Origin of the sequence: Nocardia miyunensis NBRC 108239 (assembly GCF_001613065.1) — a bacterium.
Classification (GTDB): Bacteria; Actinomycetota; Actinomycetes; order Mycobacteriales; family Mycobacteriaceae; genus Nocardia; species Nocardia miyunensis.
Genome location: NZ_BDBQ01000027.1, coordinates 110,871 through 136,348 on the forward strand (window position 1 = coordinate 110,871; position 25,478 = coordinate 136,348).

At 67.6% G+C, this 25,478-nt stretch carries 25 protein-coding genes; 11 read left to right on the top strand and 14 right to left on the bottom strand.

Translation table 11 applies throughout. The features are described 5' to 3' along the window. Positions 1-30 precede the first annotated feature (30 nt). The gene (locus NM2_RS10955; RefSeq protein ID WP_067667245.1) at positions 31-435 is read right to left on the bottom strand and encodes an Rv1352/Rv1906c domain-containing protein; all 405 of its coding nucleotides are present in this window, start codon (positions 433-435) and stop codon (positions 31-33) included. Between the two features lie 238 nt (positions 436-673). Here NM2_RS10955 and NM2_RS10960 point away from each other — a divergent pair, with 238 nt between their 5' ends. Both NM2_RS10960 and NM2_RS10965 read left to right on the top strand, forming a co-directional pair. Further along, positions 674-1,117, top strand: coding sequence for a QcrA and Rieske domain-containing protein (locus NM2_RS10960; protein WP_067667247.1), 444 nt, complete (start codon positions 674-676; stop codon positions 1,115-1,117). A gap of 198 nt (positions 1,118-1,315) precedes the next feature. Continuing rightward, positions 1,316-2,605, top strand: a complete 1,290-nt coding sequence (locus tag NM2_RS10965; RefSeq protein ID WP_439956858.1) for an N-acetylmuramoyl-L-alanine amidase — start codon at positions 1,316-1,318, stop codon at positions 2,603-2,605. A 361-nt stretch (positions 2,606-2,966) separates the two neighbouring features. Here NM2_RS10965 and atzF read toward each other — a convergent pair whose 3' ends face one another. From atzF to NM2_RS10990, 5 genes are all read right to left on the bottom strand, one after another. Then, positions 2,967-4,589, bottom strand: coding sequence for an allophanate hydrolase (atzF, locus tag NM2_RS10970; RefSeq protein ID WP_067667249.1), 1,623 nt, complete (start codon positions 4,587-4,589; stop codon positions 2,967-2,969). Then, positions 4,586-6,994 carry a 5-oxoprolinase/urea amidolyase family protein gene (locus NM2_RS10975; protein WP_281182429.1) on the bottom strand — a complete coding sequence of 803 codons (2,409 nt, stop codon included), beginning with the start codon at positions 6,992-6,994 and terminating at the stop codon, positions 4,586-4,588. Before NM2_RS10975 ends, atzF begins: the two co-directional genes overlap by 4 nt. 56 nt (positions 6,995-7,050) lie before the next feature. Then, complete coding sequence (locus tag NM2_RS10980) at positions 7,051-7,668, bottom strand: urea amidolyase associated protein UAAP2 (RefSeq protein WP_067667251.1); 618 nt, start codon at positions 7,666-7,668, stop codon at positions 7,051-7,053. A gap of 53 nt (positions 7,669-7,721) precedes the next feature. After that, positions 7,722-8,465, bottom strand: coding sequence for a DUF1989 domain-containing protein (locus tag NM2_RS10985; protein WP_067667253.1), 744 nt, complete (start codon positions 8,463-8,465; stop codon positions 7,722-7,724). A 124-nt stretch (positions 8,466-8,589) separates the two neighbouring features. Then, positions 8,590-10,095 (bottom strand): amino acid permease, encoded by a 1,506-nt coding sequence (locus NM2_RS10990; protein ID WP_067667255.1) that lies wholly within the window; start codon positions 10,093-10,095, stop codon positions 8,590-8,592. 202 nt (positions 10,096-10,297) lie between these two features. On the opposite strand from NM2_RS10990, the gene NM2_RS10995 reads away from it, so the two are divergent. After that, positions 10,298-10,948, top strand: coding sequence for a TetR/AcrR family transcriptional regulator (locus NM2_RS10995; protein ID WP_169816157.1), 651 nt, complete (start codon positions 10,298-10,300; stop codon positions 10,946-10,948). A 173-nt stretch (positions 10,949-11,121) separates the two neighbouring features. On the opposite strand, the gene NM2_RS11000 is transcribed toward NM2_RS10995, so the two are convergent. The 3 genes from NM2_RS11000 to NM2_RS11010 all read right to left on the bottom strand — a co-directional run bounded on the left by NM2_RS11000 (position 11,122) and on the right by NM2_RS11010 (position 13,899). Beyond that, positions 11,122-12,168 carry a CobW family GTP-binding protein gene (locus NM2_RS11000; protein WP_067667259.1) on the bottom strand — a complete coding sequence of 349 codons (1,047 nt, stop codon included), beginning with the start codon at positions 12,166-12,168 and terminating at the stop codon, positions 11,122-11,124. Between the two features lie 29 nt (positions 12,169-12,197). Next, complete coding sequence (locus NM2_RS11005) at positions 12,198-12,626, bottom strand: ATP-binding protein (protein ID WP_439956859.1); 429 nt, start codon at positions 12,624-12,626, stop codon at positions 12,198-12,200. A 370-nt stretch (positions 12,627-12,996) separates the two neighbouring features. After that, positions 12,997-13,899, bottom strand: a complete 903-nt coding sequence (locus NM2_RS11010; protein ID WP_067667261.1) for an LLM class F420-dependent oxidoreductase — start codon at positions 13,897-13,899, stop codon at positions 12,997-12,999. 85 nt (positions 13,900-13,984) lie between these two features. Here NM2_RS11010 and NM2_RS11015 point away from each other — a divergent pair, with 85 nt between their 5' ends. Then, on the top strand, positions 13,985-14,431 hold the full coding sequence (locus NM2_RS11015; RefSeq protein ID WP_067667263.1) for a MarR family winged helix-turn-helix transcriptional regulator: 447 nt from the start codon (positions 13,985-13,987) through the stop codon (positions 14,429-14,431). A gap of 13 nt (positions 14,432-14,444) precedes the next feature. Here the strand turns inward: NM2_RS11015 and NM2_RS11020 are convergent, their stop codons facing one another. The 3 genes from NM2_RS11020 to NM2_RS11035 are packed head-to-tail and all read right to left on the bottom strand — an operon-like array spanning position 14,445 to position 17,297. Continuing rightward, a complete protein-coding gene (locus tag NM2_RS11020) occupies positions 14,445-14,879 on the bottom strand; it encodes a molybdenum cofactor biosynthesis protein MoaE (protein WP_067667265.1) in 435 nt (144 codons plus the stop codon). Then, positions 14,872-16,035, bottom strand: a complete 1,164-nt coding sequence (moaCB, locus tag NM2_RS47370) for a bifunctional molybdenum cofactor biosynthesis protein MoaC/MoaB (RefSeq protein ID WP_157121033.1) — start codon at positions 16,033-16,035, stop codon at positions 14,872-14,874. The genes NM2_RS11020 and moaCB overlap by 8 nt, the downstream gene beginning before the upstream one ends. 44 nt (positions 16,036-16,079) lie before the next feature. Beyond that, the gene (locus NM2_RS11035) at positions 16,080-17,297 is read right to left on the bottom strand and encodes a molybdopterin molybdotransferase MoeA (RefSeq protein WP_067667325.1); all 1,218 of its coding nucleotides are present in this window, start codon (positions 17,295-17,297) and stop codon (positions 16,080-16,082) included. Between the two features lie 111 nt (positions 17,298-17,408). On the opposite strand from NM2_RS11035, the gene moaA reads away from it, so the two are divergent. The 3 genes from moaA (at position 17,409) to NM2_RS52955 (ending at position 19,249) form a co-directional block, all read left to right on the top strand. Next, positions 17,409-18,467: a GTP 3',8-cyclase MoaA gene (gene moaA, locus NM2_RS11040; protein ID WP_067667327.1), complete on the top strand. Its 1,059-nt coding sequence runs from the start codon at positions 17,409-17,411 to the stop codon at positions 18,465-18,467. After that, entirely contained in the window at positions 18,460-18,702 is a 243-nt protein-coding gene (locus NM2_RS11045) for a MoaD/ThiS family protein (RefSeq protein ID WP_067667267.1), read from the top strand. Before moaA ends, NM2_RS11045 begins: the two co-directional genes overlap by 8 nt. A 181-nt stretch (positions 18,703-18,883) precedes the next feature. Further along, positions 18,884-19,249, top strand: a complete 366-nt coding sequence (locus NM2_RS52955; protein WP_369690313.1) for a hypothetical protein — start codon at positions 18,884-18,886, stop codon at positions 19,247-19,249. Here NM2_RS52955 and nadE read toward each other — a convergent pair. Continuing rightward, the gene (gene nadE / locus NM2_RS11050) at positions 19,152-20,000 is read right to left on the bottom strand and encodes an NAD(+) synthase (protein ID WP_067667329.1); all 849 of its coding nucleotides are present in this window, start codon (positions 19,998-20,000) and stop codon (positions 19,152-19,154) included. The genes NM2_RS52955 and nadE overlap by 98 nt on opposite strands. 5 nt (positions 20,001-20,005) lie before the next feature. After that, on the bottom strand, positions 20,006-20,617 hold the full coding sequence (locus NM2_RS11055; RefSeq protein WP_439956860.1) for a TetR/AcrR family transcriptional regulator: 612 nt from the start codon (positions 20,615-20,617) through the stop codon (positions 20,006-20,008). 191 nt (positions 20,618-20,808) lie between these two features. On the opposite strand from NM2_RS11055, the gene NM2_RS11060 reads away from it, so the two are divergent. From NM2_RS11060 to nrdE, 4 genes are all read left to right on the top strand, one after another. Further along, on the top strand, positions 20,809-21,375 hold the full coding sequence (locus NM2_RS11060; RefSeq protein ID WP_067667333.1) for an NAD(P)H-dependent oxidoreductase: 567 nt from the start codon (positions 20,809-20,811) through the stop codon (positions 21,373-21,375). A gap of 487 nt (positions 21,376-21,862) precedes the next feature. Beyond that, positions 21,863-22,096: a redoxin NrdH gene (locus NM2_RS11065; protein ID WP_067667269.1), complete on the top strand. Its 234-nt coding sequence runs from the start codon at positions 21,863-21,865 to the stop codon at positions 22,094-22,096. 52 nt (positions 22,097-22,148) lie between these two features. Next, positions 22,149-22,646 carry a class Ib ribonucleoside-diphosphate reductase assembly flavoprotein NrdI gene (nrdI, locus tag NM2_RS11070; RefSeq protein ID WP_067667271.1) on the top strand — a complete coding sequence of 166 codons (498 nt, stop codon included), beginning with the start codon at positions 22,149-22,151 and terminating at the stop codon, positions 22,644-22,646. A 62-nt stretch (positions 22,647-22,708) separates the two neighbouring features. Continuing rightward, complete coding sequence (nrdE, locus tag NM2_RS11075) at positions 22,709-24,790, top strand: class 1b ribonucleoside-diphosphate reductase subunit alpha (protein ID WP_245717954.1); 2,082 nt, start codon at positions 22,709-22,711, stop codon at positions 24,788-24,790. The last annotated feature ends 688 nt before the right edge of the window (positions 24,791-25,478 follow it).

The following is a 25,478-nucleotide window of genomic DNA, read 5'->3' on the forward strand; positions in this document are numbered from 1 at the left end:
GGCGATGTACCGGAACGCTCTCGCGACAGGTCAGTACTCGCTGCCGAACAGGCCACCCGGGCCGTAGGAGCCGGTGTTCGGCGGCGGGGGCACCATCACCCAGCGGCCGCAGCCGCTCGCCTTGAACGCGACGTCGGTAGATTTGATCATCACCCGGACCGGGGTGTGGTGGGTGAGATCGCTGGCGACGATGTACTGGTTCGGATCACCGTGGTCGTTCGGGCCGGGAATCTTCCACAGCCGCTCCCAGAAGCACGCGTGCACCGGATCGGTCGATCCGGCCGACTGGTAGATGCCGGGTGTGATGTCCACGCCCACGCGGTAGAGCCCGTCGCCGGGTATGGACTTCGCCGGAGCGGCGCCGGCCGTCCCCGACATGAGCAGGGTGGCCGTCGAAGCCACGGCCCCGGCGATCGCAAGCGTGCTGGCACGCACGGTGGTCCTCCTCGAACTATCTGTGCCGCCGAGAATTCGGACGGCGGCGGGAGTTCCCCGCACCTTTCCCGGGTGTCTATCAGAGTCGCGCGGGTTATTTGATCGAATCGGTGAAATTTGTAGTGACGCACGACGATGCGCCCGTATCGTTCGCCTCGACCGATCTTGCCCCGACCATCGATGGGGTGACGCGGATCGCGCTGGCACGCCCGCGGCTCCCCGGTGAGGAGAACAGCCCATGTCCCAGAACGATCCCGTCGTGAACCCGCTCGACCGCCGCAGCGCCCTGGCCGGGGCCGGTGTGGCCGCGGCCGCGCTCACCCTGGCCGCCGCCTGTGGTTCGGATGATTCGACGTCGCGGGGGACGTCCTCGGCGGCGGCCACGTCCTCGGGCGCGCCGACGGCGGCCCCGCTGACCAGCACTTCGGACGTTCCCGTCGGGGGCGGGGTGATCGTCGGCGATACCGTGGTCACCCAGCCGGCCGCGGGCGCCTTCTCCGGTTTCTCCACCACCTGCACCCACGTCGGCTGCAAGGTCAACAAGGTCGTCAACGGATTGATCGAATGTCCCTGCCACGGCAGCACATTCAATCTCGACGGGACCGTCGCGCACGGTCCCGCCACCCGCCCGCTGGAGTCGCATCCAGTGAAGGTGCAGGACGGCAATATCGTGCGTGCCTGAGGCGGGCCCCGTCGAGTATCGGATGCGGAAATGTTGCGGATCGCTGTGAAACGGGGGCGGAAGGCGACATCGAACGGGATTGTGGCTATGCTCACCCGTAACAACCGCAACAGCAGTAACAGCTAGGGGCGGTACGCCGCCCCGGCTGTGCTCATTGGCACCGCGAGACCGGTACCAGCACGGGATTTGGAGGGCGTTGTGTTCTCTCGCCAGCTGTTCTACCGCAAGCCGAAGTACGTTCGGGCAGGTCTGTGCCTTGTTGTCACGACCGCTGCCACCTGTGCGGGGCTCGTGCCGGCAGCCTCGGCCGACCCTGCCGCGCCCGCGCAGGCGCCGTCCAACTTGTCGAGCAAACTCACAGGTAAGACGGTATTTCTCGATCCCGGCCACCAGGGTTCCGGGCAGAATCTGTCCCGCCCGGTCAACAATGGATACGGCGGCACCAAGGAATGTCAGACCACCGGGATGACGACCTCGGACGGCACACCCGAGCACACCATCAACTGGAAGGTTGCCAACCTCGTCAAGCAGTCGCTCGAGGTGCTGGGTGCGCGGGTGGTGCTGAGTCGTCAGGACGACACCGGATGGGGTGGCTGCGTCGACGAGCGGGCCGCCGCGGCCAACCGTTCGGGCGCCGACGTCGCGGTCAGCATCCACGCCGACAGCGCGCCCGCGCAGGAACACGGATTCCACCTGATCATCCCGAAACTGCCCGTCCCCGATGCCAAGGCCGCGCTGGTGCAGGCCGGTCCCGGGCTGGCTGCCAGCAAGGCGGTGCGCGATGCGTACAAGCGGGCCGGATTCTCGGCGGCCGGCTATGCCGGGGCCGTCGACGGCATGCAGACCCGCTCCGATATCGCCGGGCCCGCGTTGACCGAGGTGCCCAATGTCTTCATCGAGATGGGCAACGGCGCCAACAAGAACGACGCGGCGCAGTTGGTCTCCAACGAGGGGCAGATCAAACACGCGATCGCCATCACGACCGGTCTGGTGACCTATCTGCTCGGGGCAGCGCCCTCCAGCGGATCGGCCGACAGCCGCGCCGCCGCTCCGGTTCCGCGGCCGAACGCGGCCCCGGCGTCGAACGACAGCACCACTCCGCAGAACGCCACTCCGGCAGTGGATTCCGTGCCCAGCACCACGACACCCGCTGTGCCGCAACAGAGTACGCCCGGCGCGTACACCCCGGGCACAGCACAGCCGCAGTCCGCGCCCGGGACGACGCCGCAGTACCAGACCGCACCCGGTACCGCTCCGCAGGCGGGGACCACTCCGGGTGCTCAAGCACAGCCCGGCGCAAACAATTCCACCGACCCGAACTCCGCGGCGAGCACCCTGGTCACCGCGGCCATTCAACTGCTCGCACCCCTGGCCACCTCGCTGGGACTGGGTGACGTGGCGAATTCGGAACTGATCAACCTCGCCTACACCCTGGTGTCGACCCTGATCGGGGCCGCGGGAAACGCGGTCACCGGGGCCATCAAGTAGATCTCGGGGTCCATCCGCGCCCTGCCGCACGTGACGTGCGGCAGGGCGCGTTGCTTCATCAGGCGGCGACGAGTTCCGTCGGGCACGGTTTCGTCGCATTCCGCGATCGGCTCCGGCGTACTGCCTGGTCATGCTCTTACCGCCGCACCCGGCCGAGTCACTCTCGACGTCTCGGTCATGTCACTCGCGGCTCATACCGCACCGGTCGACAGCAGTCGTCGAGCCGCCCGCGCCCCGGCAGTGCCACTCGGCGACGCCGGGCCGGGCGTGGTGGCGCTGGGGTGTGTCATTCGCGATGCCGGCGGGGGCACTGGTGACGCTCGGCTGGGTGCTCACGGCGGCGTGGAATCGCGGCAATTGCTCAGCCGACGGCTCCTGCGGCTAGTGCGGCCTTCCAGCCGCCGTATTCGCTGATGTCCTTGCCCGCCTGGGCGGCAACGCCGTCGCAGCCGAACGCGGTGTGCCAGGTGCCGTCGTCGAGTTCGACCGCACCCAGTTGCATGGGTGCGGGCAGCTGCGCGAGGAAGCGGCCGAGTGCGGCGGGGGCGAGCAGCCATCGTTCCCCGGCCACGGCGACTCCGGCGATATCGTCCGGCTGCCGGGTGACGGCCGGTTTCGCAGGGGCGGTGTCCAGCGCGGCCAAACGGTACCTGGACGCCGTGCGCACCGGGCCCGCCCAGCGTGCCCCGAGGCCGGTGAGCTGATGTGCCAATGGCTGGCCGCGCAGATGTGCGCCGAAGACGATCAGCTCGTGCGAGGGCGCGGCGCGCAGCGGCCAGACCGTCTCAGGGGCGGCGTTGTCCCCGTGGGTGATTCGGGAGGCGATATCCAGTGCTACCGCATCCTCGAAGGGGCGGGCAAGCACCGTGACACCGAACTGCGCGTCGCCCGCGGTCCCCGCCGGAACCGCGACCGCGCACAGGTCGAACAGATTGCAGAAGTTCGTGTAGACCCCGAGCCGGGAGTTGACGCCGATCGGATCGGCGGCCACCTCCGCGATGGTCGGTTGCCCGGGCGCGGTCGGGGTGAGCAGTACGTCCGCGCCGTCCAGGCTCGCCAGCGCGCGAGCGCGAAGCCGTTGCAGCGCGGCCAGATCCGAGACGAGCCGGTGCGCCGGGATGTCCCGGGCCGTGCGGATGATCGCCCCGACCGTGGGGTCCACCGCGTCGGGCCGTGCATCGACGAATTCGCCTACCGCGGCGTACCTTTCGGCGACCAGCGCGCCATCGTAGAGCAGCCGGGCCGCCGCCAGGAACGGCTCCGGATCCACCGTGACGATCCGCGCGCCGGACTCCCGCAGTCTCGCGACCGCTCGGTCGAAGGCGTTGTGCCACAGCGGGTCGAGATCGGGCAGCGCGTCGAATATCGCCACGACGGGTTCGGGCGGCGCGGCGAATCGCACGTCGGCGGGCCAGGCGCGGGCGCCCGCGTCCGCGGCGAGCACGCCCATGGCCCGGTTCGCCAGCTGCACGTCCGCGGCGAAGATCGTCACGCAGTCGTAGGACCGGCAGGCCGGGACCACGCCCTCGGTCGACACCACCCCGACGGTCGGTTTGATGCCGACGATCCCCTGGAACGCCGCGGGCACCCGGCCCGAACCCGCGGTATCGGTGCCGATCGCGATATCGGCCTCGCCGCTGGCCACCGCGATCGCGGATCCGGAACTCGAACCGCCCGAGACGAATTCGGGCCGCCGCAGATCCCGTACCGCACCGTAGGGCGAGCGCGTGCCGACCAGGCCGGTCGCGAACTGATCCAGATTCGTCTTGCCCACCACGACCGCTCCGGCCGCGCGCAGGGCAGCGACCGCCGGTGCGTCGCGCTCGGGGGTGTAGGCGAACTCCGGACAGCCCGCGGTCGTGGGCATTTCGGCGACGTCGACGTTGTCCTTCACGGCCAGCCGCAGCCCGGCCAGCTCGCCCCGGGCGGTTGCGATCTGCGCGGCGATCGAATCCTCCGGCGGCCGATGAATCCACACGGTCATGGTCGGGTCTCCTCCTGCGTGAGTTCGCCCGCCGCGCGCCAGGATTGGCGTTCGGCGGCGAAGGCGTGCTTCTGCCGGGTGCGGAACTCCTCGATCGAAGCGGCGTTGGTCTCGAGGAAGCGACGGTGCTCCGCGAGCCGGAATTCACCGTCCTGTGTCCGCATCACGCCACGTCCGGCGGCGAATTCCGCGCGCAGGTCCAGCAGTTCGTCGGCCTCGACGGGATACCACCGGATGCGATCGAAATACCGTAGTAGCCAGGGTGATTCATCGTCCGCGGCGTGGTGACGCCAAACCTGGGTGGTCCGCCCGACGAACTGGTAGCCGCCCGGACCCTCCATACCGTAGATACACAGGTACGCACCGCCGATGCCGACCGCGTTCTGCGGGGTCCAGGTGCGTGCCGGATTGTATTTCGTGGTGACGAGCCGGTGCCGGGGGTCGGTCGGGGTGGCCACGGGTGCGCCGAGGTAGACGTCACCGAGGCCCAGCACCAGGTATTCGGCGGCGAAGACGGTGTCGAAAACCTCACTTACGGTGGACAATCCGTTCATCCTGCGGATGAACTCGATATTCCACGGGCACCACGGCGCGTCCGCGCGGACGCCGTGCATGTATCGGGTGATCGCCTCCCGGGTGGCCGGATCGTCCCACGACAGCGGCAGATGCACGGTCCGGCTGGGCACCACGAGTTCGTCGGCGGGCGGTAGCAGCGATTCCACTTCGCGCAGCAGGGTGAGCAGTTTCGCGGTCGGAAGACGTTCCGGATCGAAGCGGATCTGTAGTGAACGGATGCCCGGCGTCAGTTCGGCGACGCCCGGTTCGCCGCGCTCGCGCAGATGTTCGTACAGCGCGTGCACGCGCGCCCGGAGTCCGAGATCCAGTGTCATATCGCCGTATTCGACGAGTACGCCGTCCTCGCCCGCACGGCGATAGGTGACCGTGGTGGTGTCGTCGGCGTCGGTGCGGGCCAGGATGCCGTCGTCGCCGTCTCCGGCCGCGGAGCGGACGAACGGCCAGCCCGCGCGTCGCGCGGGGCCCAGGGCACGCGGTGAGGCGGCTCGATCAGCCCGTACCGGGACGAACCGCACGGTGTCGCCCGGGGCGAGCTGGCCGAGCTTCCACCGGTCCGCGGCGGTCACGGTGATCGGGCAGACGAATCCGCCGAGGCTCGGTCCGTCCGGCCCGAGCAGGATCGGGGTGTCGCCGGTGAAGTCCAGTGCGCCAACCGAATACGCGGTGTCGTGGATATTCGAGGGATGTAATCCGGCCTCGCCGCCGTCGGTGCGGGCCCACTGGGGTTTGGGGCCGACGAGCCGCACGCCGGTTCGGTCGGAGTTGAAATGCACCTGGTAGTCGGAGCTGAGGATGGCGTCGATGTCGTTGCGCGTGAAGAACTCCGGCGCACCGTGCGGCCCTTCGGTGACGGCCAGTTCCCAGCGGTGCGACAGCATCGGGCGATCGTCGGCGGGCACGGCGGAGGTGACCGCACCGGTGGCGCGGCCGAGGGACAGCCGATCTCCGGCCCGCAGTGCCGCCCCCGTGCCTCCGCCGAACCCGCCGAGAGTGAAAGTCGCTGTACTGCCGAGGTATTCGGGAAGATCGAGCCCACCCGCGAACAGGATGTAGGTCCGCATGCCGGGTCCCGCGACCGGCCCCACATCCAGTACCCCGCCCGCCGGAATCGGGACCGTACGCCACTGTGGCGCCGGCACCCCGTCCACGGTCACCGCCGCGGGCGCTCCCGTCACGCAGATCAGCGCGGGCCGCACGAATCGCAGCGCCGGGCCGCCCAGCGTGCATTCGAGTCCCGCCGCCCCCTCGACATTGCCGAGAGCCCGATTGCCCAGCCGGAACGACAGATCGTCCATCGGCCCCGACGGCGGCACCCCCACATGCCAGAACCCCACCCGCCCCGGCCAATCCTGCACCGTCGTCAGCATGCCCGGCCGCAGCACCTCCACATCGCAGGATGCCGGCCCCACAGTCTGTGCCACGGATGCGGCGAGATCATTCGGAGTCACCGGGCCCGCACCGGTGTCGACCGCCGCGGGCTCGGTGTGCGCGGCGACCCGGAACGCGGTGTTCTCGATCACGGGTGAGTCGACATGCTGTGCTGTTCCGTTGCTTGCGGAGTTGCCAGGGTGCGCGCTGCCGCTTGTCGCTGCCGCGTCCCCGGCGGTCCTTCCAGCCCGGGTTGTTTGCGCCGGGGATTCGGCGCGGGTGGTCGATGCCGTCGGGTACGCGCTGGTGTCGGCGGCCGCGGCCCCGGAGCGCATCGTGCCGAATGCCGCCGCGGCGGCGAGGCTGGTCTCGACCGCGGGGAGGGCGACGGTGTCGGCGCGGCGGGGCGGGACATCGGTCGTGCGATCCTGGGCCGCCAGGGACGGGGCGATGTAGTTCATCTCGGCTCTCCTGGGCGAATATGTCTGTGGTGCGGTGGAATACGACTTCGCGATGGTCAGCGCGAGACGACCATGCGCACGGGGGTGGGGTCGAATCCGTTGCAGGGGTTGTTGATCTGGGGGCAGTTGGAGATCAGGACGAGGGTGTCGATCTCGGCGCGCAGCGACAGGCTCTTGCCGGGCGCGGATCGGCCGTCGACGATGCCCAGGGTGCCGTCGGTCTCCACCGGGACGTTCATGAACCAGTTGATGTTGGAGACCAGATCTCGTTTGCCCAGACCCCATTTCATGCCTTCGGCGAGGAAATTCTCGACGCAGGCGTGCTGATGGCGGGTGTGGTGGCCGTAACGCAGGGTATTGGATTCCTGGGAGCAGGCCCCGGCGACGGTGTCGTGATTGCCGACCTCGTCGGCGATCACCGTCATCAGGGCGGCGCCGCTGTCGGTGCGCAGGACGCTGCCGGTGGTGAGGAAGATGTTGCGCTGTGCGGTGATCGTGGCCTGGGCGCTGTAGCGATCGGCGTGATCGGCGGCCGAGTACAGCAGGCAGTCGACGGCCTGATTGCCGTGCAGGTCGATGATGTCCAGCCGGGATCCGGCGGGGACGACGGCCGACCAGGGACTGCGCGCGGGCACGGTCTGATCGAGTGTCACGGTGTGTGCCGAGGTGGTCATGTGCGGTGATCCATTCCGGGAGAATATATTTCGGTCGATTCCTGCCGGGGTGCTCACGCCGGGGCGTGCGCGGCGTGCCACGCCTGTTCGGTGTTCTCCACGGCCCGTTGGTATTCCGGCTCGCCGCCCGGGATCCGTGCTAGATCCCCGGGCGCGTGCCAGGCGACGACGTCGAGTTCGGTGACCGGGGTCGGGTCGAGGGGATGCTCCGCGTCGGCGATCAACAGCGTGACGGGCAGATGTGTGATCAGCTCGACCGCGCACCCAGCCCCGGCGCCGCCGGTCGGCATCAGTTCACCGTCCGGACCGACCCGAACGCCGCGGAACAGCGATACCGTCGGTCCGATATCGCGCGGGCCCAGCCCGTGTTTCGCCGCGGCCAGCAGCAGGGCCCGGCGCGCGGCGGGCCCCGCACCGCATAGCGCGTCGTGCCGCTGCGAGGAGTCGGCGACGAGTGTGGCCAGGATGCGTCCCTGATCCGAGAGCAGCGGATGTCCGGTCCCCAGGTACGCCTGCCACGGCACCTTCACCGTATCCGCGACATTCAGCCGCTCCCAGGGGGATTCGGCGCGCAGCAGCATGATGTGCGCGCACGCCGCGCCCGCGGGATCGGACAGCCGGATCCGGGTGCCGCGATCCAGCACGATGTTCGCGTAGCCGCCCGGTGGAATCCGTTGGGCGAAAGAGATGTTCGCGGCATCGATGTCCGCGGGCAGCGCTGGTCCGGCGATTTGCGCGCCGGCCGCCTGCGAACGGGCGTGCGCCCGCGCCTCGGTGGTGGATGCGGTGCTGGTCATCGGAGGTCCTTTCGATGTCGTGCGGCGGTTACGGCTCTGCTGATCGCGGCGGCGATCAGCAGAGCCAGGGCCGGGCGGCCCAGATGTCCCGCAGGTGCGGCGGTACTGCCACGGGGTCGGCGAATCACGCCGGTTGCACCGCGAGCGCGGCGGTCCGGCCGGGCGCGGCGGCGAGTCGGTGCACCACCACTCCGACGGCGATGGTCAGCAGAACGAAAAGCGGTGCGGCCCAGAGCATCCACCAGCTGCCGCCGTTCGGCGTGTAGACCGCCGGGCGGGGCCAGGCCAGGTTCACCGCCATAGCTATGCCCCAGACCACGGCCAGCAGGTTCACCGGAATTCCCCAGCGTCGCAAGGAGAACAGGCCGTCGTTGTCCTGGGCCGGGCCGCGCAGCCGCCGGATCAGCAGCGGTACGGTCACCAGCAGGTAGGCGAGGTACAGCATGACGATGCAGACGCTGGCCAGGGTCGCGAAGATCGCCGCGTTGCCGAGATTGAGCACCAGCAGCGCGACGGCGAGCGCGCCGATCACCACCGACGGCAGTACGGGCGTGCCGAAGCGAGGATGTACCGTCGCCAGCCGCTGCGCGAACGGCAAGCGCCCGTCGCGGGCCATCGAGAACATCAGGCGGGATCCGGCGGTCTGAATCGCCAGGGTGCACACCGAGATCGCGATCGCCACACAGCCCAGCAGCACCTTGCCCGCCGGGCTGTCCAGGGTCGCGGAGATGACGTACGCCAGGCCCTCGGTGGACAGTTTGCCGTCGGTGAGACTCGGCGCGGCCATGAGCGCGCCGAACAGCATCAGCCCGCCGCCCAGCGCCGAGACGCCCAGAGCGGACAGGATCGTGCGCGGCGCGACCCGCCGCGGATTGCGCGTCTCCTCGGAAAGCTCACCGGCGGAATCGAATCCGACCATCACATACGCGGCCATCAGCCCGGACACCAGGAATGCGGCCCAGTATCCGCCGGGTGCGGCGGTGCTGTGTTCCACTACGACGTGCGGTCCGCGATGCGTGTGGGTGAGGAACAGCGCGATCGTGGCCAGGACTCCGACGATCTCGACCGTCACCCCGATGGTGTTGATCCGCGCCATCAGCTCGATGCCGACGATATTGACCACCGTGGTCAGCACCAGCAGTATGCTGCCCAGCAGAACCGCGTTCGCCGCACCGGATTTCGAGGTCAGCGCGGTGTCCTGGCCGATGAGCTGGAAGCCGCTCCAGATCGACGGCAGCACCACCTGTAGCGCGATCGCCGCCGCGGCGGCCGTGACGATCTGGGCGATGATCATCATCCAGCCCGCGAACCAGCCGACGACCTCACCGGCCAGCCGCCGCGACCACTGGTAGATGCAGCCCGAGATCGGGTATCGCGCAGCGAGTTCGGCGAAGTTCAGTGCCACCAGGAACTGTCCGGCGAAGACGATCGGCCAGGTCCAGAAGAAGGCTCCGCCGCCGAATCCGTAACCGAATCCGAAGAATTGGAAGATCGTGGTGAGGATGGAGACGAAGGAGAATCCGGCCGCGAACGAGGCGTAGCGGCCGAGCTTGCGGTGCAGGACGGGCCGGTAGCCGAATGCCTCGAGGTCGGCGCTGTCGGACGGGGGTGCGGGCAGGGTGGTGGCCATGGGCGGGAATCCTTCGGCGTCGTGGCCAATATCTATCGACTGATAGTTTTCCGATCCCGATGACGCGTCCGGTGACGGTGATGTATCCAGTCCGCTACCGTCGGTAACTTTTGTGTTGCCTGAATTTCTGTCAAATGACAGGAATCTCTCCGCCCAGGTGACGGGCCTGCGAGCGGGGCGATGGTCCAGAATGAGAGACGTGATGCAACCCGGACCCGGCCGTCCCCGCCTCGAATCCCGGCGACGCCGCGGCTCGACGCCACGCGCGGAAATCCTGGACGCCGCCGCCGAACTGTTCACCACGCGGGGGTACGCGAGCACCTCGACCCGGGCCATCGCCGACGCGGTCGGCATCCGGCAGGCATCGCTCTATCACCATTTCGGCGCCAAGGACGACATCCTCGATGCGCTGCTGTCCGAAACGATCTCCGCGCCACTGGATCTCGCGACGTTGCTCGATGCCACCCAGGAGCCGCCGGAGGTGCGGCTCTACGCGCTGGCCTGGTTCGACGTGCGGCAATTGTGCGCGGCGCGCTGGAATCTCGGCGCGCTGTATCTACTGCCCGAACTGCGCTCGGAGCGTTTCGCGGAATTCCGGCTGCGCCGCGCCGAATTGCGGGAGCGGTACGAGCGCCTGGCCGCCGCCGTGGCCACCGGCTCCGCGGCCGACGCGCACACACTACCGTTTCGCCTGGTGGAGAGCGTGATCAACATTCGCTCCGATGAGGGCGCCGCGCCGGACGAGGCGGATCATCTGATCCCCGACACGGTGCTGCGGATGCTCGGCTGGCGTCACGATCCCGTCCCGGTCCGCGCCGCCGCCGCCGATCTGCTGGACCGCCTCACCGGATGATCATGGGCTGGTTCAGCTTTCGAGACAGCAGATGCACAGGGCGGCGATTCGCGATCGGCGGGTTCGGTCGGACATCGTGTTCCCGGTGACGTGTCGCCGCTACGCCCGGAACGCGGTCGTCGGCATCCGGCGTTCCGGCCTCGGCGGCGGTCCCGCCGAGTCGTGGTGGCGGTTCAGATTTCGGCGTCGCTGAGTTCGCGGGGGACGTGCCGCCAGACGCCCAGCAGTGTCTGCTCGTCCAGCGGCTCGGGTGCGTCGTGGACGGTCGCGCGCAGGGCGTCGGTGGTGGCGGCGGTGTCCAGTCCGGATCCGATCAGGACGAGGTCGGTTCGGCGGGATTCGCCGCGTGGCCAGGTGGCCGGTTCGAACGTCAGATGCCGCCCGACCATGTGCAGCAGGAACTTTCGGCGATCTTCCGGGACGCCGAATGCGACGAAGCCCTTGGCGCGGAACAGTCCGGCCGGTGGATCCTCCAGGAGTGCCACGAGCTTGCGCGGATCGAGATCGGTTGTGCTGGTGAACGATACGCTCTGGTAGTCGTCGTGCAGGTGGTGGCCGTCGTCGGCGGTGTGGTCGTGGTCGTCGAGCAGTTCGTCGAAGCTGAGTTGTTCGGCCACGGTGGCGGCGGCCTGTTCGGGCGGGTCGAACAGCAGCGCCGGATCGATCCGGCCGTGCGTGGTCGCGTGCACCGGAACGCCGCGCACCATTTCGGCGATCTCGCCGCGCAGGCGTTCGAGTTCCCCGGGCGGCACCCGGTCGGCCTTGTTCAGCACGACCAGATCCGCCAGTCGCAAATGAGACGCCAATTCCGGATGCCGGGCGCGGCTGTCCGGGAAATGTTCGGCGTCCACCAGCTCGAGCAACCCGCCGTATCGGATGCGCGGATTGTCGCTGGCGATCACCATGCGGATCAGATTGCGCGGTTCGGCCAGTCCGCTGGCCTCCACGACGATCACGTCGACGCGGTTGCTCTGGGCCAGGCGGGTGAACATCTCGTCGAGTTCGCCGATGTCCACCGCACAGCACACGCAGCCGTTGCCCAGCGACACCATCGCGTCGACCTGCCCGGCCACCAGCATCGCATCGATGTTGACCGCGCCGAAATCGTTGACCACCACCCCGATTCGGGCCTGCCGCTGCCGCAGCAGATGGTTCAGCAACGTCGTCTTTCCGGCACCGAGAAATCCGGCCACGATCAGTACAGGGATGCGCTGACTCACGCGCCCACCCTACCGATCCGCGTGCGACCTCATCGCCGTGCGCGCACCGGGATCCATTTCCACATCTCCACCAGCGTCCCGTGCCCGAGTTCGGACTCGAGGACGAGCCCGTCCATCAGGCGGCGCGCGCCGGGCAGGCCCAGGCCGAGCCTGCGGCCCGAACCGCCCGCGTGCTCCAGGGCCGCGACCGTGTCCGGGATGCCGGGCCCCTGATCCTGCGCGTGCACCACCAGGGCGCGGCGCTTCTGCACGTCGGCGATGGTCAGGCGGATCTCGCCGCTCCCGGCGTAGCTGGTGATGTTGCGGGCCACCTCGGAGATGGCGGTGGAGATCATGGTGACATCGGTGGGGGAGAAGCCGAGCCCGATGGCGCAATCACGCCCCGCCTGCCGGGCGGTGGCGATATCCGCCGACGTGGTGATGGGGATGGTGAGCGTGCCGCTCGGACCGGGAAACAGGACGAATCGAGCAGCTGCGGCGGACGAGCGGGCAGCGATCGGCACGGATGCCCTTCCTGGAGGCGCGGTCTCCCACCAGTGCACGCTGCGCCCCTTTCTCGATCCACCCGCGCGGCCGGGCGATCCGATCCTCTCCCGGCCCCGCCTGCTGCGGGTGGGAACGCATATGCCCCCTGGATCCACTGATGGCGCACCGTTGAATCCACCCGAGTGGGGCACTCGACAGTAACCGCTGTCGACCAGGTCGGACAGGAATACCGCATATGCGCCGATGTCCGACACACCAATTCTGCCCCTTTGCCGTGCGGAGCTCAATGTCGTGTGCGCGCCGGGCTACGCCGACGGATCGTACGGAGGCCGTGCCGACGGCTCACATCGCCTGTACCTCGGGCAGCAGCGCGGCCACTCCGGCCAGCCGTTTCTCGTCCCACGGACCCTGCGGGGCGAGCAGGACGTGGTCGATGCCGAGGGCCGCCAGCTCGCGCATGTGCTCGACGAAGTGCTTCTCGTCACTCGGGTCGAGATGGGTGCCGATCGTCTTCTCGATCTCGTCGAAGTCGCGCCCGGCCTCGTCGCAGTGTGCGCGCAGGACGTCGAGTTTGTGGGTGATGTCGTCGGCGTAACCCGTGCCGGGCATGTCGAACAGGCTGCACGCGTCGCCGTACCGGGCGACCAGCCGGAGTGTCTTGCGTTCTCCGCTGCCCGCGATCAGGATCGGCGGGCGCGGGCGCTGTACCGAATTGGGTGAATTGAGTGGCCTGGCGAGCTCGTAATGCTTTCCGCGGAACGGTGTTTCGTCGCCGTCCCACATCCGGTGGGCGATCTGCAGGGTCTCCTCGAGCATCTCGAATCGTTGCCCCAGCGAGGGGAACGGGATGCCCAGGCCGTCGGTTTCGAAGATCCGGTCGAGTTTCGCGGGATCCACCGCCGCCCCCGCGCCGATGCCGAAATACGTTCTGCCGCCGCTGAGTACGTCGAGTGTGGTGAGCGATTTGATCAGCACGCCCGGGTGCCGGTACGCCACCGAGGTGACCAGGGTGCCGAGTTTGATGCGCCGGGTGATTCCGGCCAGGAATCCCAGTGCCGCATAGGCTTCCAGCATCGGGGACTCGGGCGGCTGCCCGGACAGGCCGATCTGGAAGAAGTGGTCCATCACCCACAGGCTGTCGAATCCGGCCTCGTCGGCCTGCTGTGCGAGATCGATCACGGTGGTGCCGAGGTCGTCGGTGGGGATGGGCCAGGAGAAGTCGGTGATGCCGATGCCAAGTTTCATCGCGGTCCTTCGATAGAATCGTTAGCCGGGCAACGACACTATCGTGAGTCGGCTAACGAAATCAATACCTTACGCTGAACGCATCATGACCACCGCCGCCGACGCCGACGACTTCCTCACCGTGTACTGGTCCACCAAACGCGCGGTGACGATGGCTGCGACCGCCGCGTACGCGCGGCACGGCGTCTACGAGGGGCAGCAGTTCATCCTGCGCACCCTCTGGTCGCAGGACGGGCTGACGCCGGGGGAGGTGGCCAAGCGCTTGGGCCTGTCCACCCCGACGATCACCCGGGCCGCAACCCGGATGGAGGCCGCCGGTCTGCTGCGGCGCGAACCGCATCCCACCGATCGGCGGTTGGTCCGGTTGCACCTGACCGACCGCGGCCGCGAGCTCGAGGCGACCATCGAGCACGAGATGGCCGGTCTCACCGACCGCGCTCTGGCCGGATTCGACGACGACGAGCGGGTGGCCGTGGTGCGGGCGCTGGGTCGGATTAGGCGCAATCTCACCCCTGATTCGTCCGAGAGCTGATCGCGAATCCCGTTCAGCCGCAGGCGTTGACCCATTCGGACAGGCCGTCGGCGAACAGCTGACGTTTCCAGATCGGGACCTCGTGCTTGATCCGGTCCACCAGGTCGGCGCAGGTGGTGAACGCCTCGGCGCGATGGGCCGCGGCGACCGCGACGACGATGGCGGCATCGCCGATGCCCAGTTCGCCGATCCGGTGCATCGCGGCCACCGGCAGGCCGGTCGAGGTGGCGACCTCCGCGCAGATCCGGTGCAGGAATTTCTCCGCATCCGGATGCGCGGAGTACTCCAGGGACGAAACCGGCTGTCCGCCATCATGATTGCGTACCTTGCCGGTGAACACCACGACCGCGCCGTACTCGGGTCCGGTCACCGCCTGCTCCACCGCCTCGGGTGAGAGCGGCCGATCGCTGATCGTGGCGAGGCGGACGGCGGGTTGCAGATCAGTCATGGCTGCCTCCTCCGGCGACCTGGGCGAGCAAATGGTCCAGCAGCGGCTCGAGCACGCTGATGCCGTCGCGCACCCCGCCCGGTGATCCGGGCAGGTTGATCACCACGGTGCGGCCGGCCAGCCCGGCGATGCCGCGACTCAACGCGGCCAGCGGAAACGTCGCGGCTCCCTTCAGGCGGATCTGCTCGGCCACCCCGGGCAGTTCGCGATCCAGGACCGCACGGGTCGCCTCGGGGGTGGCATCGGTCGGCGAGGCTCCCGTCCCGCCCGTGGTGATCACCAGACCCGGCTGCCCGGCCAGCGCGTCCGCGAGCCCGGCCGCGATATCGGCATCGGCGTAAACCAGCGGCTCACGAACCGAGAACCCCAGTCCCGCAAGCCAATTCCGTAGCACCGGACCGGTCTTGTCGACCCGCGTGCCCGCTGCCACACCGGTCGATGCGACCAGGACCACGGCCGTTCGCGAACCCCTGGGCTCCGCACCAGCCGCCGACCCTTCTCTGTGCGCAACCGATTCGTGTGTCGCGTGGATCGAGTCGGCAGCCACGGCAACAGGCGGTGCCTCGGATGCGTCGGAATTCGCCGGGGGCTGTGCGTGTCCGGGGGCGCCGGGGGATCCCACGGATGTCCGGGACGCTGGATGCGCGTCAGCGGCGGGATGTTGCGCGTGCATGGACGATTCGGTCGAGGTGTGCTCCGGCGAATCGGTCGTTGCGGGGGCTTGTGCGCCCGGACGTTCCCAATGCCCGCGCTTGCCGCCGTCTTTCGTGAGCAGCCGGACGTTGTTCAGGACCGCCGCGGGGTCCACGGCCTTGACCATGTCGTGCAGAGTCAGTCCCGCGACGGCCACCGCGGTGAGTGCCTCCATCTCGACGCCGGTGGGGCCGGTGGTTTTCGCGGTCGCCTCGATGGTGATGGTGTCGGCGGTGAATCCGAAGCGCACATCGACCTTGGTCAAGGCCAGCTGGTGGCACAGCGGGATGAGTTCGGAGGTCTTCTTCGCGCCGGAGATTCCGGCCAGGCGGGCGGTGGAGAGCACGTCGGCCTTGGGCATGTCGTCGGCACGCACCAGCGTGACGACCTCGGCGGTAGTGCGCAGCTCACCGGCGGCGACGGCGATGCGGGCGGTGTCGGCCTTGGCGCTGACGTCGACCATGCGCGCGCGGCCCTCCGAATCGACGTGCGAGAGTTCGTGTTCGCTCACAGTTCCCGGACCTTCACAATCGAACCCGCGGCCAGTTCGGTGATCTCCGGGGCGATATCGATCAGCACATCGGCGTGGGCCATGGCCGCGACCAGATGCGACCCGGGCCCCGAGGCGAGCCACACCCCGTCGCCGTCCAGACGGCCGCGCAGGAACTGCCGGCGACCCGCGGGGGAGCGCACCGGATCCAGCAGTGCCACATCATGTGTCGGCACCGGCGGCAGACCCGCGAGCTCGCGCAGAATCGGCCGCGCGAACACCTCGAAGGACACCATCGTGCTGACCGGATTACCCGGAAAGCTCAACACCGGAACGCCATCGAAGACCGCGAGTCCCTGCGGCCCGCCGGGTTGCACGGCCACCGACCCGAATTCCCCGCCCCGCGTGGACAATACGTCCTTGACCACCTCGAAGTCGCCCTTGGAGACGCCGCCGGAGGTGAACACCACGTCCGCGCGGGCGGCCGCCGCCGAGAGGCGGTCGACGAACTCGGCCGGGTCGTCACGGCTGTGCTTCACCGAGACGACCTCGACCCCGTTCGCGGTCAGCGCGGCGGCCAGCGCGATGCCGTTGGAGTTGTAGATCTGCCCGGGGCGCAACGGGACTCCCGCGGGCATCAGCTCGTCACCGGTGGTGAGCACGGCGGCGCGCACGCGGCGGACCACCGGCAGCGTCGGCAGCCCGACCGCCGCGAGGGCCGCGATGTGCCGGGGACTCAGCGCGGTGCCCGCCGACACCAGCAGTTCCCCGGAACGCACGTCCACACCCGGTTCGCGCACGAAATCGCCGATCTTGCAGCCGCGTTCGATCGTCACGGTGTGGCCGTCGGTGTGGGTGTCCTCGACCGGCACGACACAGTCCGCGCCACTGGGGATCGGCGCACCCGTCATCACCTTCATCGCGCCGCCGGGCGGCAGCGGGGCCTGCCCGGTCTGTCCGGCGGCGACGACGCCCGCCAGCGGCAGGGTGACCGGCGTCACCGATACCGACGCGGCCCGCACGGCGTAGCCGTCCATCCCGGAGTTGCGGAAGACCGGCAGATCCAGCGGGGCGTGCACGTCCCGCGCCAACCGCCGCCCCAGCGCGTCGGCCATCGCCACGTCCCGGACGTCGCGGATCGCCAGCGGACGCAGCAGATCCTCGACTCGGCCGAGATGTTCCTCGACCGACCGGGCCAGGCGGGTGACCGGGCCGGTGCGCCCGCCGCCGCTCATCGAATCGCTGCGCGATAGTGCCATACAACGCACTGTAGTAGCGGTGCTGTTCCGGACAGTTCGTATGTTCCTCCGAAGCATCGGCGGCGTCGTGCGGCAATAATGGGTTCTGTGAGTGTGGTCGTCATGGGAATCCCCGCCGTACGCCGCGGGCATCCCCCGTCGGCGGGACGGCCCGATACTCCCTACCTGCTGGACAAATTCGGGCGGATCGCCCGCGACCTGCGGGTATCCATCACCGAGAAATGCTCGCTGCGCTGCACATACTGCATGCCCGAGCAGGGGTTGCCCGCCATTCCCCGCGACGAACTGCTCTCGGCCCGGGAGATCGTGCGCGTGGTCACCCTCGCGGTGCGTGAGCTGGGCGTGCGCGAGGTGCGCTTCACCGGTGGCGAACCTCTCATGCGCCGGGATCTGGAGGAGATCGTCGCGGGCTGCCACGCGGCCGTGCCGGAGACGCCGCTTGCCATGACCACCAATGCCGTCGGGCTCGAACATCGCGCGGCCGCGCTGGCGCGGGCGGGCCTGAGCAGGGTCAACGTCTCACTCGACACCGTCGACCGCACGGCCTTCGCCCGACTGACCCGGCGCGATCGGCTCGCCTCGGTACTCGCCGGAATCCGCGCCGCGCACCGCGCCGGCCTTGCCCCGGTGAAGGTGAACGCGGTGCTGATGCGCGAAACCCTTTCCGGTGCACCGGATTTGCTGCAATGGTGTCTGGCCGAGGGGGGCGAGCTGCGGTTCATCGAGGAGATGCCGCTGGATGCCGATCACGAATGGGCCCGCGCGAACATGGTGACCGCCGCCGAACTGCTCGAGGTCCTGGGCGAACGGTTCACCTTGACCGCCGCCGGTCGGGAGGATCCGGCCGCGCCCGCCGAGACCTGGCTGGTCGACCGGGGCCCGGCGACCGTCGGCATCATCGCGTCGGTGACCAGGAAGTTCTGCTCGGACTGCGATCGCACCCGCCTCACCGCCGACGGCAAGATCCGTTCCTGCCTGTTCAGCGACGAGGAATACGATCTGCGGGCGCCGTTGCGCGAGGGCGCGACCGACGCGGAACTGGCCGAGCTGTGGCGCGGCGCGATGTGGAACAAATGGGCGGGACACGGTATCGACGCGGCCGATTTCGTGCCGCCGGAACGGACGATGGGAGCGATCGGTGGTTGAGGTCCGATATTTCGCCGCGATCGCGGACGCGGTCGGCAAATCCAGCGAACACCTCGACCTCCCCGCCGAGGCCACCATCTCCGACCTCCGCCACACCCTCTCGCACACCTACGGCCCCACCCTCGACCCCATGCTGAAGGTCTGCGCCTTCCTCATCGGCGACGAACTCACCCGCGACGCCACCACCCCCCTGAGCCCCCGCGTCGACGTCCTGCCCCCTTTCGCAGGGGGATGACGGCGGTGCCGGAATCCGATATGCCCGGCGCTTCGGACATGTCATCGCGGTCGACTATCTCGAGGTGGGCCGTTCGCGAGGATTTTGAGTGATCGTCCATGACTGTTCCTGCAATGCATCCACGCCCCGGGAACCTGCGTGCTGTGGCCGAACAGGTTGAGCATGCCTTCGCGTAGAGATTCTGGGAGGGAAACTCGTGACGTCGCCGACGCCGCGTGGCAAACATGCGGGCACGATCCGGCGGCTGCGGCACCAGTTGGAGGCACAGATGCCCCCAGGGCTTGCCGCGTACCAGGTTTCGTCGATTGCGCTCCCAGACGACGACGATGATTACTGCACACCGGATTTGGTGGTGCTACCTGATTCGTGGGATATCGATGACGAGTGGCTCGCCGATCCCGCCGATGTGGAATCAGCGGTCGAGGAGCTGAGGCTCTCTGTCGTTGTGATCACTTCCACCAGGTGTCGAAGGGGGTGGCGGGGACGGCTCGCTTGTGGCGGGTGTTGCGGAAGGTGGATTCGAGGCGGTCGGCTACCTCGGGGGTGACGTCGCGGCCTTCGAGGTAGTCGTCGATTTCGGTGTATTTCACGCCGAGGGCCACCTCGTCGGGGAGGGCTGGGCGGTCGTCCTCGAGGTCGGCGGTGGGGACCTTTTCCCAGACGCTGGGGGGTGCGCCGAGTTCCTGGAGCAGGGCCGCGCCCTGGCGTTTGGTGAGGCCGGTGAGCGGGGTGAGGTCGACCCCGCCATCACCGTATTTGGTGAAGAATCCGGTGAGCGCCTCGGCCGCGTGGTCGGTGCCGACGACCAGCATGTTGAGCTGACCGGCGATGGCGTACTGGATGACCATGCGTTCGCGGGCCTTGATATTGCCGCGCACGAAATCGCGCAGGCGCGGTTCGGCGGCATCGCTCGCGGGCAACTCGCTCAGAGCGCGTGCGGCCTCGGCGGCGACCGCGTCCGCGCCGGGTTTGACATTGACCTCGATCGAGCGGTCCGGCCGGATGAAACGCAAGGCGACCTGCGCGTCGTCCTCGTCGGCCTGGACGCCGTAGGGCAGGCGCACCGCGACGAAGGTGGCCTCGTGACCCTCCTCGCGCAGTTCCTGCGCGGCCAGCTGGCACAGCCGCCCGGTCAGCGTGGAGTCCTGGCCGCCGCTGATGCCGAGCACGAAACCCGTTGCGGGAGTGGAACGCAGGAATGCCTTGAGGAAATCGACGCGTCGGCGCACCTCGACCTTCGGCTCGATGACCGGCTGAACACCCAATTCGGCGATGATCGCCTGGCGAAGATTACCCACGCCCGTCACTTTACCGAGGCGTCGGCCAGCACCCAGCGGACCAGGCGTTCCCAATTGTCGGCGATCTGTTCGGTGGTGTACCCGAGCACCCGGATCTGGTGCAGGACCAGCGCGGCGTCCAGGGCCGCGATCAGGCTGTCGGCCAGCAGTGCGATGTCCCCGGCCGCACCGGCGGTCCGGAGCAGCAGTGACACATGGGATTTCGTGATGTTGTACGGCGGACTGGAGAATCGGCTCGAATCGTCCGCGGCGCGGCGCATCTCGCCCTCGACCTCGACACCCGCCAGCCGCGCCCGGCCGAAGGCGATCAGCCGCTGCTCGGGCGGTGCGCCCGGGCCCAGCGGCGGTGGTCCGAACATGTACGCGGCTTGGAATTTTCGTTCGGATTGGTCGAGCAGGGCCAGCATCAGGCCCGAGCGAGTGCCGAAACGGCGGAAGACGGTACCCTTGCCTACGCCCGCGCGTCGGGCGACCGCGTCCATCGTGACACCGTCCGCGCCGAATTCGCGTACCAGCTGCTCGGCCGCGTCCAGCAGCAGTTGCCGGTTGCGGGCCGCGTCGCTGCGCTCGGCCGCGCCGGTGGTCACCGGCAGCAGGGCGACCGCCTCCGGGGACAGCTTCAGGGCGACGGCCTCGATCGGCAGCCCTGTGGGACGATCGTCGCCGGGCTCGTGCGCGCACGGATCGTCGGCGGCTGTGTCGTAGTTCACGGGGTGGCCCCCCTAAGGGACGGAATGAAAACGGACCGTGGTCCGGTTATTCTACCCTGACAGCGGTGTTGACCGCCTCGGCAATTCAAGGAGTGATCATGTCCCAGACTCGTCTTCTCGCACTCGTCGGCAGCCTGCGCGCCGGATCGATCAACCGGCAGCTCGCCGAGGCGGCCGCGCAGACCGCCCCGGAGGGCGTGGAGGTCGTCATCGCCTCCGGTCTCGGCGACATTCCGTTCTACAACGAGGACATCGATGTGGAGGGCAGCGTTCCCGCCGCCGCGACCGCCCTGCGCGACGCCGTGACCGCCGCCGACGGTCTGCTGATCTTCGTACCCGAGTACAACGGCTCGACTCCGGCCGTGCTCAAGAACGCCATCGACTGGGCCTCGCGCCCCTACGGCGCGGGTTCCATCAAGGGCAAGCCGACCGCCGTGGTGAGCGCGTCGATCAGCCAGAACGCCGCCAAGTGGTCGCACGCCGACACCGTGAAGGTGGCCGGTATCGCGGGCGCGTCGGTGGTGGAGAGCGCGCATCTGCACTTCGGCGTCATCGGACAGCGTTTCGGCGAGGTGCACCCCCGCGACGATGCCGAGGCGCTGACCGAGCTCGCCGCCACGGTGCACGAGCTGGTCGAGGCGGTGAAGAATTCGGTCAACGCCTGACCGTGCGGCCCGGACGGGCCGATCCTGATGTGACCGAGGTGCGAACACCGGGCCCGCCCCCGTCGGATTCGACGGGGGCGGGCCTCGTCGTGTCGGATGTCGCATCCGGGGTCGGTGAGCCGGGAGGGGCATCTGTTACCTGTGGGGACAGTGGGTTAGCTGAGAAGATGCTACGCGATGAAATCGTGATCTGTGACACAGTCGTGTCGAGTTGTGAATCGACTGTCCAGGTACTTACGCCGACCGAATTTCACCTTTGTGACTCGCAACATCTCGTGTTCTAGGATTCTGTCGGCCACTAGGTGTAGTGTCTTGGGAGCTGGAAGACGGTACGGCCGCAAGGTCGTCCGGGGTCATGTGACCTGGGGGGCTGAACCCACTTCCAGGGGTTTGCGCACGTGAGGCGAATCGCACTCAGTCACGCACTGCATACGGATTCAAGGCTCAGGTTCAGGTTCGGTTCCAAGGCCCGATGAGAGAGGGACACATGACCATCACCGTCTACACCAAGCCCGCTTGCGTCCAGTGCAACGCCACCTACCGCGCCCTCGACAAGGCCGGTATCGAGTACGAGGTCGTCGACATCTCGGAGAATCCGGAGGCTCGCGACTACGTGATGGCCCTGGGCTATCTGCAGGCTCCGGTCGTCGTCGCCGGTGAGGATCACTGGTCCGGATTCCGCCCGGATCGGATCAAGTCCCTGGCCGTCGCCGCGGCCTGATCCGTGGGCCGAGAGTTCGCCCGGCGAGAGGGGTAGGAAGGGGAGCGTAGAGATGGCCGAAACGCCTGATTCCCGCAAGCGTGGGGAAGCGCCTCGCGGGAACGCACCCCTGGTCTACTTCTCGAGTGCGTCGGAGAACACGCACCGTTTCGTCGAACGGCTGGGCCTGCCCGCCGTTCGTATTCCGCTCCACACTGCTGATTCGCTTCGCGTCGAGGAGCCCTACGTACTGATCTGCCCCACCTACGGGGGCGGTCGGCACGTTCTGGGCGGCAACAGATCCGAGAAGGAATTCGTGCCCCGTCAGGTGGCCAAGTTCCTGAACGATCCGCACAACCGTGCGCTGTTGCGCGGCGTCATCGCGGCCGGCAACACGAACTTCGGCGATACGTACTGCGCTGCGGGAGAAGTGATCTCGCGCAAATGCGGAGTGCCGTACCTGTATCGCTTCGAACTCATGGGAACTGCCGAGGACGTCGAACGCGTCCGAGAGGGATTGGGATTGTTTTGGCAACGACAACAGCACCTGCCGGTAAGTCGGCCCGCCTAGAGCGTCCGGTCACCGTGGATACCGCATCGACCGAGGGCCTGGACTACCACGCCCTCAACGCGATGCTGAATCTCTACGGTCCGAACGGCGAGATCCAGTTCGACAAGGATCGCGAGGCCGCCAACCAGTACTTCCTGCAGCATGTCAACCAGAACACCGTCTTCTTCCACAACCTCGACGAGAAGCTCGACTACCTGGTCGAGGAGAACTACTACGAGGCCGAGGTCCTGGACAAGTACAGCCGGGCTTTCGTGAAGAAGCTGTTCCAGCAGGCCTACGCCAAGAAGTTCCGCTTCCCCACCTTCCTCGGCGCGTTCAAGTACTACACCTCGTACACCCTCAAGACCTTCGACGGAAAGCGCTACCTCGAACGCTTCGAGGACCGCGTCTGCATGGTCGCGCTCACCCTCGCCGACGGCGACGAGATCCTCGCCGGGCAACTGGTCGAGGAGATCATCGACGGCCGCTTCCAGCCCGCCACCCCGACCTTCCTGAACTCGGGCAAAAAACAGCGCGGCGAGCCGGTGAGCTGTTTCCTGCTTCGCATCGAGGACAACATGGAGTCCATCGGGCGGTCGATCAACTCGGCGTTGCAGCTGTCCAAGCGGGGTGGCGGGGTTGCGTTGTTGCTCAGCAACATTCGTGAGCACGGGGCGCCGATCAAGAAGATCGAGAATCAGTCCTCGGGTGTCATTCCGATCATGAAGTTGCTGGAGGATTCGTTCTCCTATGCCAATCAGCTCGGGGCGCGGCAGGGGGCGGGTGCGGTGTATCTGCACGCGCATCACCCGGACATCTACCGGTTCCTGGACACCAAGCGGGAGAACGCGGACGAGAAGATCCGCATCAAGACGTTGTCGCTGGGTGTGGTGATCCCGGACATCACCTTCGAGCTGGCGAAGAAGAACGAGGACATGTACCTGTTCTCGCCGTACGACGTCGAGCGGATCTACGGTGTGCCGTTCGCCGATATCGACGTCACCGAGAAGTACCACGAGATGGTCGACGACAAGCGCATCCGCAAGTCGAAGATCAACGCGCGCGAGTTCTTCCAGACCATCGCCGAGTTGCAGTTCGAATCCGGATATCCGTACATCATGTACGAGGACACGGTGAATCGAGCCAATCCGATCAAGGGCAAGATCACCCACTCGAATCTTTGCTCGGAGATCCTGCAGGTCTCCACGCCGTCGGTGTTCAACGACGATCTGTCCTATGCCACTGTGGGCAAGGACATCTCGTGCAACCTCGGCTCGCTCAACATCGCCAAGGCCATGGACTCGCCGGATTTCGGCCAGACCATCGAGGTGTCCATCCGGGCGCTGACCGCGGTGTCGGATCAGACCCACATCTATTCGGTGCCCTCGATCGAACAGGGCAACAACTCCTCGCACGCGATCGGCCTGGGGCAGATGAATCTGCACGGATATCTGGCGCGTGAGCGGGTCCATTACGGATCCGAAGAAGGCGTGGACTTCACGAACATCTACTTCTACACCGTCGTGTATCACGCGGTGCGGGCCTCGAACAAGCTCGCCATCGAGCGCGGCACGGCCTTCGGCGGATTCGCGGAATCCAAGTACGCCAGCGGCGAGTACTTCGACAAGTACACCGAGCAGGTGTGGGAGCCGAAAACCGAACGCGTGCGGCAGATCTTCGCCGAGGCCGGGGTGCACATCCCGACCCAGGACGACTGGCGCGAGCTGCGGACCTCGGTCATGGCGCACGGCATCTACAACCAGAATCTGCAGGCCGTCCCGCCGACCGGCTCGATCTCCTACATCAACCACTCCACCAGCTCGATCCACCCGGTGGCCTCGAAGATCGAGATCCGCAAGGAAGGCAAGATCGGCCGCGTCTACTACCCGGCCCCCTACCTGACCAACGACAATCTCGAATACTTCGCCGACGCCTACGACATCGGCTACGAGAAGATCATCGACACCTACGCCGCGGCCACCCAGCACGTCGACCAGGGCCTGTCCCTGACCCTGTTCTTCAAGGACAGCGCCACCACCCGCGACGTGAACAAGGCCCAGATCTACGCCTGGCGCAAGGGAATCAAGACGCTGTACTACATCCGCATCCGCCAGATGGCTCTGGAAGGCACCGAGGTGGAGGGCTGCGTCAGCTGCATGCTGTAGCGAACTCGCCGGATGCTGACCTATACGAGGAGGGGCTTGGATCCTTCAGGGGCCCGAACTCGTCCACGCACACCACCCGCCCATCGGCGGGTGGATGGTCGTAGAGAGCCAGTACCCGAGCCGTTTTCGTGGTGAACTCGCGATCGTTGCTGGCTTTCCAGCATCGATCAACGAAGTTCAGCCATCCCCACGCTCTTCAGCACCGGGCCGACGCTGAAGTTCGCGCTAGACCGAGCTCGACCAGGTGCTTCCGCCTACGCCTGCCGTGGGTGGAGACAGCTGACCGATCACGCCTCTGGTGCACTTGCCGAACCGGTCTGTGAGGTCCGGCGAGAAGAAGCAGCAGCTGTTCGTTTGGACACGTTGCGCGCCGTGTTCGTAGCTGTGTGAGCGAGCAGTCGGCTGTGAATCGGATGACGGCAGAGTCGTTGTGGGCCGCCGTTATTCGGTTTGCCGCGACTTGTCGTCGTAGCTCTGAACGAGGGCAGGGTTGGGGTCTGCGATGGCTCGTCATAGGGTCGCGGCGGGTTCGAGTTCGGCGTGGCGGCGTGCGGAGGTGTAATCTGCGTTCGGGCATGGTGTGCCCGTGCTGATGATCTGCGAAGATGCAGGTCGCATGGTGCCTGAGGGCATCAAGAGTGAAATTCTTTTTGACGGTGAAGTGCTGGCGGTGAGGAGGTGGGTAGCT

Coding starts and splice junctions, on each gene's coding strand:
- NM2_RS10960 (WP_067667247.1), top strand. CDS start 674: ATGTCCCAGAACGATCCCGTCGTGAACCCGCTCGACCGCCGCAGCGCC.
- atzF (WP_067667249.1), bottom strand. CDS start 4,589: ATGACCGTGTGGATTCATCGGCCGCCGGAGGATTCGATCGCCGCGCAG.
- NM2_RS10975 (WP_281182429.1), bottom strand. CDS start 6,994: ATGAACTACATCGCCCCGTCCCTGGCGGCCCAGGATCGCACGACCGAT.
- NM2_RS10980 (WP_067667251.1), bottom strand. CDS start 7,668: ATGACCACCTCGGCACACACCGTGACACTCGATCAGACCGTGCCCGCG.
- NM2_RS10985 (WP_067667253.1), bottom strand. CDS start 8,465: ATGACCAGCACCGCATCCACCACCGAGGCGCGGGCGCACGCCCGTTCG.
- NM2_RS10990 (WP_067667255.1), bottom strand. CDS start 10,095: ATGGCCACCACCCTGCCCGCACCCCCGTCCGACAGCGCCGACCTCGAG.
- NM2_RS10995 (WP_169816157.1), top strand. CDS start 10,298: ATGCAACCCGGACCCGGCCGTCCCCGCCTCGAATCCCGGCGACGCCGC.
- NM2_RS11010 (WP_067667261.1), bottom strand. CDS start 13,899: ATGAAACTTGGCATCGGCATCACCGACTTCTCCTGGCCCATCCCCACC.
- NM2_RS11015 (WP_067667263.1), top strand. CDS start 13,985: ATGACCACCGCCGCCGACGCCGACGACTTCCTCACCGTGTACTGGTCC.
- NM2_RS11020 (WP_067667265.1), bottom strand. CDS start 14,879: ATGACTGATCTGCAACCCGCCGTCCGCCTCGCCACGATCAGCGATCGG.
- moaCB (WP_157121033.1), bottom strand. CDS start 16,035: ATGGTCGACGTCAGCGCCAAGGCCGACACCGCCCGCATCGCCGTCGCC.
- NM2_RS11035 (WP_067667325.1), bottom strand. CDS start 17,297: ATGAGCGGCGGCGGGCGCACCGGCCCGGTCACCCGCCTGGCCCGGTCG.
- NM2_RS11060 (WP_067667333.1), top strand. CDS start 20,809: ATGTCCCAGACTCGTCTTCTCGCACTCGTCGGCAGCCTGCGCGCCGGA.
- NM2_RS11065 (WP_067667269.1), top strand. CDS start 21,863: ATGACCATCACCGTCTACACCAAGCCCGCTTGCGTCCAGTGCAACGCC.
- nrdI (WP_067667271.1), top strand. CDS start 22,149: ATGGCCGAAACGCCTGATTCCCGCAAGCGTGGGGAAGCGCCTCGCGGG.
- nrdE (WP_245717954.1), top strand. CDS start 22,709: ATGCTGAATCTCTACGGTCCGAACGGCGAGATCCAGTTCGACAAGGAT.